The 13,310-nt window shown below is 60.0% G+C and carries 13 protein-coding genes; 2 read left to right on the plus strand and 11 right to left on the minus strand.

All coding sequences use genetic code 11. The features are described from left to right. Positions 1-10: 10 nt before the first annotated feature. Positions 11-961, minus strand: coding sequence for a class I SAM-dependent methyltransferase (locus tag PRI8871_RS08560; RefSeq protein WP_245897805.1), 951 nt, complete (start codon positions 959-961; stop codon positions 11-13). Between the two features lie 70 nt (positions 962-1,031). After that, positions 1,032-1,394 (minus strand): ATP-dependent Clp protease adapter ClpS, encoded by a 363-nt coding sequence (clpS, locus tag PRI8871_RS08565; protein WP_245897806.1) that lies wholly within the window; start codon positions 1,392-1,394, stop codon positions 1,032-1,034. Between the two features lie 95 nt (positions 1,395-1,489). Here clpS and PRI8871_RS08570 point away from each other — a divergent pair, with 95 nt between their 5' ends. Beyond that, the gene (locus PRI8871_RS08570; RefSeq protein ID WP_108885759.1) at positions 1,490-2,206 is read left to right on the plus strand and encodes an HAD family hydrolase; all 717 of its coding nucleotides are present in this window, start codon (positions 1,490-1,492) and stop codon (positions 2,204-2,206) included. A 243-nt stretch (positions 2,207-2,449) separates the two neighbouring features. Next, positions 2,450-3,871 carry a serine hydrolase gene (locus PRI8871_RS08575; protein ID WP_108885914.1) on the plus strand — a complete coding sequence of 474 codons (1,422 nt, stop codon included), beginning with the start codon at positions 2,450-2,452 and terminating at the stop codon, positions 3,869-3,871. Positions 3,872-3,929: 58 nt separating this feature from the next. Here PRI8871_RS08575 and ccoS read toward each other — a convergent pair whose 3' ends face one another. The 9 genes from ccoS to ccoN form a co-directional block, all read right to left on the minus strand. Further along, a complete protein-coding gene (ccoS, locus tag PRI8871_RS08580) occupies positions 3,930-4,088 on the minus strand; it encodes a cbb3-type cytochrome oxidase assembly protein CcoS (RefSeq protein ID WP_108885760.1) in 159 nt (52 codons plus the stop codon). A 4-nt stretch (positions 4,089-4,092) separates the two neighbouring features. Then, entirely contained in the window at positions 4,093-6,276 is a 2,184-nt protein-coding gene (locus tag PRI8871_RS08585; RefSeq protein WP_108885761.1) for a heavy metal translocating P-type ATPase, read from the minus strand. A 2-nt stretch (positions 6,277-6,278) separates the two neighbouring features. Further along, positions 6,279-6,743 carry a FixH family protein gene (locus PRI8871_RS08590; RefSeq protein WP_181389411.1) on the minus strand — a complete coding sequence of 155 codons (465 nt, stop codon included), beginning with the start codon at positions 6,741-6,743 and terminating at the stop codon, positions 6,279-6,281. Beyond that, the gene (ccoG, locus tag PRI8871_RS08595; RefSeq protein WP_108885763.1) at positions 6,743-8,170 is read right to left on the minus strand and encodes a cytochrome c oxidase accessory protein CcoG; all 1,428 of its coding nucleotides are present in this window, start codon (positions 8,168-8,170) and stop codon (positions 6,743-6,745) included. The genes PRI8871_RS08590 and ccoG overlap by 1 nt, the downstream gene beginning before the upstream one ends. A gap of 96 nt (positions 8,171-8,266) precedes the next feature. Continuing rightward, positions 8,267-9,142, minus strand: coding sequence for a LysR family transcriptional regulator (locus tag PRI8871_RS08600; protein ID WP_108885764.1), 876 nt, complete (start codon positions 9,140-9,142; stop codon positions 8,267-8,269). Positions 9,143-9,875: 733 nt separating this feature from the next. Next, complete coding sequence (gene ccoP / locus PRI8871_RS08610; protein ID WP_108885766.1) at positions 9,876-10,742, minus strand: cytochrome-c oxidase, cbb3-type subunit III; 867 nt, start codon at positions 10,740-10,742, stop codon at positions 9,876-9,878. Continuing rightward, on the minus strand, positions 10,739-10,924 hold the full coding sequence (locus tag PRI8871_RS08615) for a cbb3-type cytochrome c oxidase subunit 3 (RefSeq protein WP_108885767.1): 186 nt from the start codon (positions 10,922-10,924) through the stop codon (positions 10,739-10,741). The genes ccoP and PRI8871_RS08615 overlap by 4 nt, the downstream gene beginning before the upstream one ends. An 11-nt stretch (positions 10,925-10,935) precedes the next feature. Then, the gene (ccoO, locus tag PRI8871_RS08620) at positions 10,936-11,664 is read right to left on the minus strand and encodes a cytochrome-c oxidase, cbb3-type subunit II (RefSeq protein ID WP_108885768.1); all 729 of its coding nucleotides are present in this window, start codon (positions 11,662-11,664) and stop codon (positions 10,936-10,938) included. Positions 11,665-11,678: 14 nt separating this feature from the next. Then, on the minus strand, positions 11,679-13,292 hold the full coding sequence (gene ccoN / locus PRI8871_RS08625; protein WP_108885769.1) for a cytochrome-c oxidase, cbb3-type subunit I: 1,614 nt from the start codon (positions 13,290-13,292) through the stop codon (positions 11,679-11,681). Positions 13,293-13,310 lie beyond the last annotated feature (18 nt).

Below are 13,310 nucleotides of genomic sequence, written 5' to 3' on the forward strand. Positions count from 1 at the left end.
TCCTTACGGCTTATCGCCGGGTGCGTTTGGGTTTGCTGGCCCGTAGGATTTTGAACTTCGATCCGCCGCCCAGATCCTCAACCACTCCGAACAGCGTTTCAAGCGTTGCCTCATAGGGCAAGTGGCGGTTGGCCACCATCCACAGTTGCCCGGTCGGTTTTAGGCAAGTTGCGGCATGGGTGATGAAGGCTTGGCCTAGGCCGGGATCCCCGCTGCGGCCCACGTGGAAGGGTGGGTTCATGACGATGGTGTCGGCCAATTGGCGGGCCTGCCATGTGGTGGCATCATCCCAGTGAAAGCGGACGCGGTCATCCGCGACATTCAGCCGGGCGCAGGCCAGCGCATTGTGATCCACCTCAACCAGATCGACCGAGGTGACACCGTCACGTTTCAGCACTTCGGCGGTCAGATACCCCCAGCCGCCGCCTAGATCGGTCACATGCGGGCCAAGTTTGCTTGGAAGTGCCGCGACCAGCGCGGCAGAAGCCGGGTCAATGCCGTCGGCGGAAAACACGCCTTCGATGGTCATATAGCCGTCGCGGTTGGCCGTCGGTCCGGGGCTGGCCCAATCGTCAAAAACGGGCGCGGCGCGGAACCAGAAGACCTTGCCATGGGCCTTGGACTGGGTGCCGTCAATTTCGATGCGGGATTTGACGGCCTTTAGGATCGAATCCACGCCGTCGGTTTTTGCACCGTCCACGATGATCCAGCCGTCAGGCGCCAGCGCCGCAGCTTGATGGATCAAGGCATGGGCCAGCGCACGGGCGCGCGGGATCTGAACGATGCAGGCGGCGATATCGCCGTCAGGCGCGGTTTTCGTCGCAGCGTGGCTGCGGCCAAGGGCGCGATGAACCATCCAATTCGGAGAGATGATTTGCAGACGGTCCGCCGCAATCGCGGGTAGGCTGCCATCGGGGACACCCCCGAAGACAGCGATTGTGCCGCTTTCGGGAAGGGGCACTGCGCCATGGCGCAGGCAATGGTTTATTCTGTCGAAGGTCATATCACTCAGGGCCAGCGCGACGCGCGGGTTATTCCCGTTCCATCGTGCATTGCAGCGGATGCTGGTGGCGGCGGGCAAAATCCATCACCTGACCAACTTTGGTTTCGGCGATTTCATGACTAAAGACGCCGACCACGGCGACGCCTTTCTTGTGTACGGTCAGCATGATTTCAAAGGCCTGCGCATGGGTCATGCCAAAGAACCGTTCAAGGACATGCACGACGAATTCCATCGGCGTGTAGTCATCGTTCAGCAGCATCACCTTATAAAGCGGCGGGCGTTTTGTTTTCGGCTTCGTCTCAACCACGACATCGGATTGATTGCCGCCGTCAAACGGTGCGTCCGGCCCGCATGTCACCACGCGGTTTGGTCTGGGCAGTCGGTCAGTCATGTGAGTCCAATCATGGATCGCTTGTTCTGCAGTAGCCCGTGTATATAACCTGTAAGGCCAGCGAGAAAAGAGGCAGGCAGGGGGCGATTTCAAGAATGGGCCGGAATCTGTTAACAATTGCCTTCGATGCGGACGACACGCTCTGGCATAACGAGCGGTTTTTCAAACTCACACAACAGCGATTCGCCGAACTTCTGGCCGATTATGCCGACCCCAGGGACTTGGATGCGCGGCTATTGGCAGCCGAGCGGCGCAATATTGGGCACTACGGTTTCGGCATCAAAGGCTTTGTCCTGTCGATGATCGAAACGGCAATTGAGGTGACGCAGGAACGGGTGCCAGCCTCGGTGATATCTGAGTTGATCCTGGCGGGCCAAGAGATGTTGCAGCATCCGATTGACCTGCTGCCGCATGCGGCGGACACGTTGGATGCCTTGGCCAGCGATCATCATATCGTTTTGATTACCAAGGGCGACTTGCTGGACCAGGAACGCAAACTGGCGCAGTCCGGTCTGGGCGAGATGTTCGACGCGGTCGAGATCGTCTCGGACAAGAACGCGGCGACCTATTCGCGGATCTTTTCCGGCACGCCGGGGCAGGCGCGGGCGGCGCTGATGGTCGGGAATTCGGTGAAATCCGATGTTCTGCCCGCGATTGAGGCGGGCGCATGGGGCGTTTGGGTGCCGCATGATCTGGCGTGGGATTTGGAACATGCAACGCCCCCTGACACCCACGGGCGCTACCGCGAAATTGCCCATTTGGGCGAATTGCCCGGCCTTGTGTCCCGGATCAGAGAACAATCCACCGAATAGCGATCCATCGCCGGTCTTGCGTTTCCCCAGGGGTAGTGCGCCTATATCTAGTTGTATTGCGACTCGTTCGATACAAAAAACTGTTCAAAAGTAATGCTTTATAAGTTGGCATTGTTGTGATATCCTGACCAAAAGAACAAATCCCACCGGAAAACCGGGGGTGAGGCAGAGAAGGCAGATATCGTGACGGGACGGCGTAAATGGCCGGGCCGAAAGGGCCTATACGTGTTCACCTTTGTGTGGATGTTGATTGTGTTGCCGCTTAGCGTGGCAGCCGCAACATACGCCGCATTCGTTATGGATGCCCGAACCGGTGAAGTTCTTCATGCCAGCAACGCCGACGCTCGGTTGCATCCGGCATCTCTGACCAAAATGATGACGCTCTATGTCGCTTTTGAGGCGGTGCAGAATGGCGAAATTTCCATGGATACGATGGTGCGGGTGTCGCGCATGGCCGCCAATGAAGAACCGTCGCGCCTTGGCCTGAAGGCCGGTCAGCGGATCAAGCTGCGCTATCTGGTGCGTGCCGCTGCGGTGAAGTCGGCCAACGACGCCGCTACCGCGATTGGTGAGGCGATCTCGGGGTCGGAGGCGGCGTTCGCACGCCGGATGAACCGCACGGCCAAAGCCATGGGCATGACCCGCACAACCTTCAAGAACGCCAATGGCCTGACGGAATCGGGCCACCTGTCCACAGCGCGTGATATGTCGATCCTTGGGCGGCACCTGATCTATGATTATCCGCAGTATTATAACCTGTTCCAGCGCCGCACGGCGGATGCCGGCGTGCGGACCGTGTCGCATACCAACCGCCGCCTGCTTGATAGCTACCCCGGCGCGGACGGGATCAAGACCGGATACACCCGTGCTGCGGGCTTTAACCTAGTCGCCTCGGCCGAGCGCGGCAATGAACGTATTATTGCGACAGTGTTTGGTGGCCGATCCACCGCCAGCCGCGATGCCCGCGTCAAAGAGCTGCTGGATATGGGCTTTAAGCGGGCACCATCCAGCGTATCGGTTCAGGCACCGGGCAAGCCTGCGTATTCGGGCAATGTCGCCGCCAAGATCGAAACCGCCGATCCGCGCGCCGGAACGCGGGCGAAATCCATCCGCGTGGCCTCGGCTGCTGTGACCCGGTCCTTGCGCCCTGTGGCCCGTCCGGGCAGCGGATCGACCCCGGCCCAGCCGCTGCTGTTGGCCGAAGTGGATCAGGACAGCCTGCAAGAGCTGCTGCGTGAGGCCCAAGACACAGCCTTGCCGAAAGATGCCGTTCTTGCATCCGCCGAAGTGCCTTCGACCAAGCCCGCCATGCGGCCCGAACATATTTCTCAGGCAGCCCGAGAGGTTGCTGAAATTGCAGAGGTTGAACCCGCGGTTGCCGAACCCGAAGAGCTGGAAGTGGTGGAGCGTGTCTCAACCTCGGGCGGGCGGCATTGGGGTATCAATATTGGCCGCTTCCCGACCAAATTCCACGCGCAAAAGGCGATCCTGAAGACCGCCCTGACCGAGATGGCTTCGCTTGAAGGGTCGCTGCGCAAGATCGTGGACCGCCCAAACGGATATGACGCGAATTTCATGGGGCTGACGCGGGATTCCGCTGACCTGGCCTGCCGCCGCCTGCAAGCGCGGCAGATGGCCTGCTTCATGATTGGGCCCAGCAGTTAGTAATGCAGCTACAGATGGTGCCTTGAAAGGCCGGGTGGGGGCACCCGGCCTTTTTCATTCAGGCCTTTGGCGCGTCGTCGTATTCGCCGCTAAGGATGCGCTGCGCATCGCCTTCGGGGTCTTCGTACTGGCGCGATTTGACCGTAAAGACAAAGGCCGCAAGGCCAATGCCGCCCAGCAACAGGGAAATCGGGATCAGGTAGGCAATAACGTTCATCTGTTTACCTTACGCGCAGCGCATTCAGGGACACCGTAATCGACGAGGCCGACATCGCCAAGGCGGCGATCAGGGGCGAACATAGCCCGGCCACGGCCAAAGGCACGGCAATCAGGTTGTACCATGTCGCAATGCGGAAGTTTTCGCGAATGCGCTTGGTCGCTTTGCGCCCGGTCCGTAGGGCGTCGGCAATTGGAACAAGCGTGCTGCCCAGCAAGACAATGTCTGACGCGACCCGCGCGGCATCTAGCGCCGAAGCGGGCGAGATCGAGACATGCGCACCGACCAGTGCGGCAGTGTCGTTCAGCCCGTCGCCCACCATCAGGACTTTGCGCCCTTGATCGGCCAGATCTAACACCCGCGCGGCCTTATCTTGCGGCAGCGCCTCGGCCACCCATTGTGCGATGCCCAGCCGGTTGGCCAGCCGTTCGACCGCCGGGGTCGTATCGCCCGACATCAGAATGACGGTCTTGCCGTCGGCCTGAAGTTCTTGGACCAGCTGCTCTGCGCCGACGCGCAGGCGGTCAGTGAACAATATGGGCTGCGCCGGGGCGCCCCCGATGCGAATCCAGGCAGCGGTTTGATCGGTCTGGCCGCCGCCGACCCACGCCGCGCGTCCAAGGCGCACGATCTGACCGTTCCAGCGCCCTTCGGTGCCGTATCCGGGGCGTTCAGAGATGTCCGACACGGTCTCAGGCTTGGTGCCAATGGCCTGCGCGGCACGTGTCAGCGCCTCGGACAAAGGGTGCGATGATCCCATGGCCAACGCCATCGCCACACGCAGGGTTTCGGGCGACAGTTGGTTCAGGTTGGTCGGCTCTGGCGCACCAGCGGTTAGGGTGCCGGTCTTATCGAAAACCACTGTGTCCACTTCGGCCAGACGTTCCAGCGCGGTGGCGTGTTTGATCAGCAGACCCTTGCGGAACAAGCGGCCCGACGCGGCGGTCGTCACCGCAGGCACGGCCAGACCCAAGGCGCAGGGGCAGGTGATAATCAGAACAGCGGCGGCAATGTTCAGCGCGGTCCGCAGATCGCCCGACCAAATATACCACCCAAGGAAGGACAGGGCCGACAGGATGTGCACGCCGGGGGCATAAAGCTTGGCTGCTTTGTCCGCCAGCGAGGTATAGCGCGACCGCCCCGATTCCGCGATAGCCACCAGATCGGCCATCCGATGAAGCGAGGTGTCGCGCCCAACGGCGGTGGCGCGGATGGTCAGCGGACCGGTCAGGTTCACTTCGCCCGCGCTGACCGCGATGCCGGGTTCGGCAAACACAGGCAAGGTTTCCCCGGTCAATAGCGACCGATCCAGTTCAGATAGGCCTTCGGTGATCGTGCCGTCCACGGGCATGCGTGCACCGGGGCGGATGCGGATCAGATCGCCGACGCGCAGGTCGGCCACGGCAACTCGTTCTTCGCCTTCGGGCGTCACACGCCACGCGCGGGGCACTTCAAGCGCGGCCAGTTCCTCGGCGGCAGATCGGGCCACGGCACGGGTGCGGTGATCCAGATAGCGGCCAGCCAGCAGGAAAAAGGTCAGGGCAATGGCGGCGTCGAAATAGGCGTGTTCCCCCGACAGCGAGGTTTCCCAAAGCGACGTGCCAACCGCCAGAAGGATCGCCAAGGTAATCGGCACATCCATATTCAATTTGCCGTGCTTCAGCGCAGCCCAGGCGTTGCGATAGAAGGGCTGGGCGGAAAAGCCGATCACCGGCAGGGCGATCAGCGCGGAAATCCAATGGAACATGTCGCGCGTTGCGCCCTCGGCGCCCGACCAAACGGCAATGCTCAGTAGCATTACGTTCATCGAGGCAAAGCCAGCCACCGCCAGCCGCATCAGCAGATCACGACCCGCCTTGTCGGTCTGCGTGGCCGATAGCGCGGTTGCGTCCAGCTCATGCGCCTCATAGCCCGCAGCGGTCAGAACAGGGATCAGGTCCGAGGCCGCTGTGTCAGGCGCGGCTTCGATCTGAACGCGCTTCAGGGTCAGGTTCACACGGGCGGAGTGCACGCCCGGTGTCTTGGCCAAGGCCCGTTCCACCGTCGCGATGCAGGCCGCGCAGTGGATGGTCGGCAAGGACAGCACGATATTGGTGTCCTGATCGGGTAATTCGGCCATGGCTTCGGCAGCCGGGGCCGCCGAACAGGCCGGGCAAGCGCTGATTTGGGGGCGCATGGCTGCCGTCATGATCAGTCCTCGATGTGCAGAATGACACGTTGCTCGAATAGTGTGCCGTCAAGTGCGTTGGCCGACATACGGATGTTCCAGTTGCCCGGCGCCAGCGTTTCGCGGGCCACGTAGGAATGACCGTCGAAGGTGAAATTCGGCGTACGGTCATCTTTGACATGCGTGGCGCGGCCCAGGGTGGCCTCTAGCCGGCCTGCCTGCACGGGTTTGCCATCGGCATCGGTGATCGACAGGATCACCAGCCCGCCCTTGGCATCGGCCCGCACGGTCCAGCCCAGCGATTGCTGTTCTTCCAGACGGTCGTTGAAGCTTTGCGATGCGACGTAAGAGTTTTTGACCTCAAGGCCGGGGAAGGTTTTGACCGCCGAATAGGCTAGGGCAATGTTCACCCCGATGATGACGGCGAAAGCCCCGCCAAAGATCGCCAGTGCATGCCAGCCGGTCAGTCGGAATTCGCGCTTTTCCATCAGTTGGCCTTTCCGTTGAAGATTGTGTCTTTGTAGGCGCGGTCACCGTTCGTCAGGTCTTCGACCCAGAAACGGAAATCGCTGCGCTCGGCCTCGGCCGGATCAGAGCCCGGAGGAGCGATGACATAGACCTTTTGCAGGTACATTTCATTGGCCGTCACATTGACCGAGTCGTAGGGCGTCGCCTCAAGCTGGACCCGCAGATAGGGGTTGCCGGTCAGGGTGATACGGAACGGACGGTCTTCGCCGTGCTTGTTCAGCAGGCGCACGTCATAGGTGTTGCGGATCGACCCGTCAGACAGGGTTACAAAGGTCGGGTTGCGCACCGGGGCCACAGTCATTTCGATCTCGGGGCGAATGAACAGCGCAAAGACCAGACCAATGCCCACAAGGCTCCAGAGCGAGGTGTACATAATGGTCCGGGCGCGGAAAATGTGCTGCCAAACCGGGCGTGGCGGATGGCCTTCGCGTTCGCGCGGCTCATCCGAGAAGGCCAGATAGTCGATCAAGCCACGCGGCTTACCGACCTTCGCCATCATGTCGTCGCAGGCGTCGATGCACAACGCACAGGTGATGCATTCCAGCTGCTGACCGTCGCGAATGTCGATCCCCACGGGGCAGACGTTGACGCAGGCCATGCAGTCGATGCAATCGCCCATACCTTCGCGGTCTTTGCCTTTGCCGCGCGGCTCGCCACGCCATTCGCGGTAACCCACGGTCAGCGTGTCTTCGTCCATCATGGCGGCCTGAATGCGCGGCCACGGGCAGGCATATATACAGATCTGTTCGCGGGCGAAGCCGCCAAAGAAGAAGGTCGTCGCGGTCAGGATCAACATGGTCGTGTAGGCCACGGGATGGGCCTGACCTGTGACCAGATCCACCAGAAGAGTCGGCGCGTCGGTAAAGTAAAAGACCCAAGCGCCGCCGGTTGCCAGACCAATCAGGAACCAGACGAAAAACTTGGTGGCCCGCAGGCGGACCTTACGCAGATCCCACTTTTTCTGGCGGTGCAGGCGCAGACGCGCGTTGCGGTCGCCCTCGATCCAGCGTTCGACAAGGATATAAAGATCGGTCCAGACAGTCTGGGGGCAGGCATAGCCGCACCACACGCGGCCAAGCGCCGAGGTGAACAGGAACAGGCCAAGCCCGGCCATAATCAGCAGGCCCGCGACGAAATAGAATTCATGCGGCCAGATTTCGATCCAGAAGAAAAAGAACCGGCGGTTCGCCAGATCGACCAGAATGGCCTGATCGGGCAGGGCGGGGCCACGGTCCCAGCGGATCCACGGGGCAAGGTAGTAAATGCCCAGCGTGACGATCATGATGATCCACTTCAGGTTTCGGAAATTACCCGATACGCGGCGCGGAAAGATCGGTTCGCGTCCGGCGTACAGGGATGGCGGTTGGCTGTTGTCAGATGAAGACACGGCAGAATCGCTCCGCTTCGCTAATTGGCGTTGTTGCCGTTCTTTCAGGCTGGCTCTTCTGCCTCTTTGACCTGCATCAAATACTGAATCTTTGATCTATCTATTTCGGGCTTCGCGCCGCACCCATTTCAGAAATGCCTTAACCGAGGCACGCTGCACCCCCGGCGCGGTGACAAGGTGGTAGCCTTGGGTTTCTGAGTTCTCGAACAAGCACAGCAGTCGCCCTGATCGCAGGTCTTCTTCGACCCACAGGCGTGCAGTTACGGCGATCCCTTGGCCGCTGCGGGCCCCGTCCAACATCAGGTTGCCGGGCACATGCAGCAAGGACGCAACCCGCGCATTGGTCACGCCTTGCAGCGCCAGCCATTTGCTGGCCTCCGAGGTGCCCAGTTCCTGTAGCCAGGGAAAATCCAGCAGATCATGTGGCGATGACACATCGCGGCCCTTGACCACATCCGGCGCGACCACGGCGGCGATCGAGGTCGGCACCAGCATTTCCGAGTCCAGATCCGGCCAGCCGCCTGCGCCATATCGGATGGCCACATCCACTGCGCCGGGCGTTGGGTCGTTCAGATTGGCATCCACGCTGATCATGATCTCAATGCCGGGATGTTCGGCGCGGAATCCGGCGATGCGCGGCATCAACCAGTTCGAGGCAAAAGACGGCGTGGTGTCGATGTTCAGCGGGCGGGCGGCGTCGGCTTCGGTCAGGTCTTCGACGCAGCGCCAAATCCGCCCGAACCCATCGTGTAAAGCGGCGGCAAGGCGCTGCCCTTCAGGCGTCAAAATCATCGTGCGGCCTGATCGGTCCAGCAAGGTGACGCCCATGTGCGTCTCTAGGTTTTTGAGGTGCTGACTGACTGCTGCATGGCTGACATTCAGCCGCGCCCCGGCCTCGGTCAGTGATCCATAGGTGGCAAAAGCCTCAAACGCCCGCAGGGTCGACAGGGGCGGCATATGTGACCAGTTCATCTGAAAGTCCTGCTTACATGTTTGCAGCCATTCTGATTAAGGGATTGGCCTATTTTCAAGCATATCTTGAACATCACCCTTCAAAAAGGAATTATCGATATGTTGGGAATTCTGTCACGCAGCTTCATGATCGCCACGCATCAGGCGGATCGTCATCATTCGGCCGATTTTGGCCCGACTGAGTCGCAGCGGAAACCCGCGCGGAAGTATCGCAAATCGCAGCGGTTTCAGACCAAAGTTGAAACTTGCGACCTAGACGCGATGATCGGTTCGGCGGCTCGCCGAAACTGACACAAATCGGGGTAAAACCGACCGATTCTGGTTATTGCGCCGCAAATAAGTGCCATTTAGACAAACTATTATATCAGATTGTCTCATGGGGATGCGACGCTGATGCGGTAGGTCTGTACTGGTTGCAGGCTTGTGACGGGCCGGTTTCGGCCGGGCCGTCAATGGTCGACCCGCTGGCTTCGAAGTGTCGGAGCTGACCAAAAAAGGCGCCGGTGACCCTGGAAACGCGCGAACAGGACGGGTCACCGGCGTTGATCCAGCCGATTGATCAACTGGAAAAGAGAAACGCACGCCGTGTTGGCTTAAACACGACATGCACAAAGTTTAGGCCGCCTGTCGCCTGCCAGCTTTGATATGTGTCAAGTCCGCAGGAAATCTAACGTTTGGCCAACGAAAAACGCCGCCCCGAAGGGCGGCGTTTGCTGTTCAAAGGGCGCAGTGATTATTCGCCGCCGCCCAGACCGTGGACATAGGTTGCCACGGCGCGGATTTCGGCTTCAGACAGGCGGCCCGTCCAGTTCGGCATAACGCCATAGCGTGCATTCCAGACCGTTTCACGAACCGCGTCGTAATCGCCGCCATAGAGCCAGATCGCGTCGGTCAGGTTCGGCGCACCTTGGAAGATGTCGCCGCTGCCGTCCTCGGCGTGGCAGGCTGCACAGTTTTCTTCGAAGACCACAGCGCCGGTTTCAACAACCGATGCATCCTTCGGAGCCCCAGACAGGGACATCACGTAGTTGACCACTGCGTCGACATCGCCTTCCTCAAGCAGCTCATCGCGGCCAAAGGCGGGCATTTCCGAATAACGGGCGTCTGCGTCCGTTTCGTTGCGGATACCGTGGCTGATCGTGGTGTGAATGTCCTCGATCGTGCCGCCCCAGAGCCAGTCATCGTCCAGCAGGTTGGGGTAGCCAACAGCACCAGCCGCACCGGACCCGTGACACTGCGCACACCAGGTGCGGAATACAGCGCCACCGGCGTTCAGGGCGTAACCGTTCAGTTCAGGGTCACCCGCGATCTCGGTCAGCTCGGCCGCGGCCAGCTTTTCGTTGATCGCACTGTTTGCCTCTTCGAACTTCGCGATGTCCTCGGCGACCTGGCCGCGGGTCGAGAAGCCAAGAACACCCGGCGTTGCGCCTGTCAGGCCCGGCCATGCCGGATAAGCGATCGAGTAACCGATGCCCCAGACGATGCAGATGTAGAAGGTCCACAGCCACCACTTCGGAAGCGGTTTGTTGTATTCCTTGATCCCGTCCCATTCATGGCCGGTCGTCTCATAATCGAGATCGTCGTGCTTTTTATCGCTCATGTCCTCGCCTCCTTGGTTGCGGCGGGTTTGTCGTCGTGCCGGAACGGGATGTTCGAGACGTCTTCATAGACTTTGCTGCTGCCGGGGCGCATGACCCAGACGATCATGCCCACGAAGAAGGCAAACAGGGCCAGAAGCATCCAGCTGTCGGCGAATTGGCGGAGTAGAGAATAGGTTTCCATTCCCGGCCTCCTTAGCGGCTTGCGTCAGGCGTGAAGGTCGAGAAATCAACCAACGTGCCCAGCATCTGAAGGTACGCAACCAGAGCATCGGCTTCGGAAATTCCGGGCTGACCGTCGAAGTTGCGGACATTCACGTTGTCGCCATAGCGTTCCAGCAGGCCGTCATAGTCGCTGTCGGGATCTGCCTGCGCGGCAAAGTCTTCCTGACCGTTTTCGACCATTTCCTGCGTGTAGGGCACGCCAATCAGCTTATGGGTCCCCAGAAGATCTTCGATGTATTTGCCATCGATCATCTTCTCTTCGAGGAAGCCGTACTTGGGCATGACCGATTCAGGCACAACCGACTGTGGGCTGCGCAGGTGGTCTACGTGCCATTCGTCCGAATAACGGCCGCCAACGCGGGCCAGATCCGGGCCGGTCCGCTTGGAGCCCCACTGGAACGGGTGATCGTACATCGATTCCGCTGCCAGGCTGTAGTGGCCATAGCGTTCGACTTCGTCGCGCATCGGGCGGATCATCTGGCTGTGGCAGACATAGCAGCCTTCGCGCAGATAAACGTCACGACCCGCAAGTTCGAGCGGCGTATAGGGGCGCATGCCCTCTACTTCTTCGATGGTGCTGTCGAGGTAAAACAGCGGTACGATCTGAACCAGACCCCCGATCGTCACCACGAGGAAGGCGAAGATAGCCAACAGCGTGACGTTCTTTTCGAGGATCGCGTGTTTGTCGAGAATTGCCATTATCTCAGACCTCCTTATTCGGCCGGGGTGGCATGTGCCGCGGCGGAGTCGGCATCAACTGCCGGCGAACGCGTCGCGGTCATGTAGAGGTTGTAGACCATGATGATCGCGCCCGTCAGGAACATCACACCACCAAGTCCGCGGACCACATACATCGGGAGTTTCGCAGCAACGGTGTCAGCGAACGAGTTCACGAGGAAACCGTTGGCATCGACTTCGCGCCACATCAGGCCTTCCATGATGCCGGTTACCCACATCGACGCGGCGTAGAGCACGATACCGATGGTGGCCAACCAGAAGTGCCAGGACACCAGGCTCAGGCTGTACAGACGTTCACGGTTCCACAGCTTCGGCACCAGATAGTACAGCGCGCCAAAGGTGATCATGCCGTTCCAGCCAAGTGCGCCAGAGTGTACGTGACCAATGGTCCAGTCGGTGTAGTGCGACAGCGAGTTCACAGCGCGGATCGACATCATCGGACCTTCGAAGGTCGACATGCCGTAGAAGCCCACAGAAATCACCATCATGCGGATCACCGGGTCGGTGCGCAGCTTGTCCCAAGCACCCGACAGGGTCATCAGGCCGTTGATCATACCACCCCAAGACGGCATCCACAGCACAACCGAGAACACCATGCCAAGGGTCGAGGCCCAGTCAGGCAGCGCGGTGTAGTGCAGGTGGTGCGGACCGGCCCAGATGTAGATGAAGATCAGCGCCCAGAAGTGGATGATCGACAGCTTGTACGAGAAAACCGGACGTTCGGCCTGCTTCGGGATGAAGTAGTACATCATGCCAAGGAAGCCCGCAGTCAGGAAGAAGCCCACAGCGTTGTGGCCATACCACCACTGGGTCATGGCGTCCTGTACGCCCGCGAAGACCTGAACAGACTTGGAACCGAAGACGCTGACAGGGATGCTCAGGTTATTGAACACGTGCAGCATGGCTACGGTGATGATGAAGGACAGGTAGAACCAGTTGGCCACGTAGATATGCGGCTCTTTGCGCTTGACGATCGTGCCGACGAAAACGGCCAGATAGGCAAGCCAAACAACGGTCAACCACAGGTCAACATACCATTCGGGTTCGGCATATTCTTTGGATTGGGTTGCCCCCAGCAGATAGCCGGTAGCAGCCAGCACGATCACCAACTGGTATCCCCAGAAAACGAACCATGCCAGATTGCCGCCCCAAAGGCGCGATGCGGTCGTGCGCTGCACCACGTAGAACGAGGTGGCCAGCAGCGCGTTGCCGCCAAATGCAAAAATAACCGCCGAAGTGTGCAGCGGGCGCAGGCGGCCAAAGTTGGCAAAGCCATCCGCCCACTCAAAGTTCAGCACCGGAAAGGCCAACTGAAATGCAATGAACGTCCCGGCCAGAAAGCCGACAACGCCCCAAAGCGCGGTTGCGATTACGCCGGCGCGTACCACGCCATCATTGTAGGAGGTCGCCAATTCAGCGGCCGGAACTTTTTCATCGGTACGGCGAAGTGTCCACAAAAACAGTCCGCCAGCGACCAGCATCACGGTCAAAGCGTTGACCAGGTAAGCCAAATCACGTGCATAGTTGGCCGCGATCATCGCCAAAAGCGTGATGAGGCCAAGCACGATCAGCTTGATATAATTCATCATTTTACGTCCCTTCGTCTG

The organism is Pseudoprimorskyibacter insulae, from assembly GCF_900302505.1.
In the GTDB taxonomy this organism is placed as follows: Bacteria; Pseudomonadota; Alphaproteobacteria; order Rhodobacterales; family Rhodobacteraceae; genus Pseudoprimorskyibacter; species Pseudoprimorskyibacter insulae.

Excerpts from the sequence above, each read along its gene's own strand:
- ccoP (WP_108885766.1), bottom strand. The coding sequence starts at position 10,742 with ATGAGCGATAAAAAGCACGACGATCTCGATTATGAGACGACCGGCCAT.
- PRI8871_RS08615 (WP_108885767.1), bottom strand. The coding sequence starts at position 10,924 with ATGGAAACCTATTCTCTACTCCGCCAATTCGCCGACAGCTGGATGCTT.
- ccoN (WP_108885769.1), bottom strand. The coding sequence starts at position 13,292 with ATGATGAATTATATCAAGCTGATCGTGCTTGGCCTCATCACGCTTTTG.
- ccoO (WP_108885768.1), bottom strand. The coding sequence starts at position 11,664 with ATGGCAATTCTCGACAAACACGCGATCCTCGAAAAGAACGTCACGCTG.
- PRI8871_RS08590 (WP_181389411.1), bottom strand. The coding sequence starts at position 6,743 with ATGGAAAAGCGCGAATTCCGACTGACCGGCTGGCATGCACTGGCGATC.
- PRI8871_RS08570 (WP_108885759.1), top strand. The coding sequence starts at position 1,490 with ATGGGCCGGAATCTGTTAACAATTGCCTTCGATGCGGACGACACGCTC.
- ccoS (WP_108885760.1), bottom strand. The coding sequence starts at position 4,088 with ATGAACGTTATTGCCTACCTGATCCCGATTTCCCTGTTGCTGGGCGGC.
- PRI8871_RS08575 (WP_108885914.1), top strand. The coding sequence starts at position 2,450 with ATGTTGATTGTGTTGCCGCTTAGCGTGGCAGCCGCAACATACGCCGCA.
- PRI8871_RS08600 (WP_108885764.1), bottom strand. The coding sequence starts at position 9,142 with ATGAACTGGTCACATATGCCGCCCCTGTCGACCCTGCGGGCGTTTGAG.
- clpS (WP_245897806.1), bottom strand. The coding sequence starts at position 1,394 with ATGACTGACCGACTGCCCAGACCAAACCGCGTGGTGACATGCGGGCCG.
- PRI8871_RS08585 (WP_108885761.1), bottom strand. The coding sequence starts at position 6,276 with ATGACGGCAGCCATGCGCCCCCAAATCAGCGCTTGCCCGGCCTGTTCG.